The following is a 289-nucleotide window of genomic DNA, read 5'->3' on the forward strand; positions in this document are numbered from 1 at the left end:
CGTCTTTAATTATTTGGAAAATTCGGCAGATGGCGATGTTATCGGCCAAGTCACCGCCAGTGACCCTGAAGGGGGAGAAATTACCTATAGCATCAGTTATGGCGACGACGATCCGTTAGACGGGCTATTTGAAATCGATAGCGAAGGTAATATTAGCCTGACACCAGCGGGTGTGGATGCCTTTACCAATGACTATGAAACGCTGGGTAATAATCACACCATTACAGTTGTTGCTTCCGATGGCGTAAACGACACCGAAATCACGGTGACGTTGAACGAAGAAGACGTT

General features: G+C 46.7%; 1 protein-coding gene. It reads left to right on the top strand.

Annotation, left to right across the window (positions count from 1 at the left end; genetic code table 11):
* A partial coding sequence (locus BLO31_RS23880) for a cadherin repeat domain-containing protein (protein WP_175443236.1) occupies positions 1 to 289 on the top strand: 289 nt, incomplete at both ends.

This window comes from Vibrio sonorensis, assembly GCF_001854765.1.
Classification (GTDB): domain Bacteria; phylum Pseudomonadota; class Gammaproteobacteria; order Enterobacterales; family Vibrionaceae; genus Vibrio; species Vibrio sonorensis.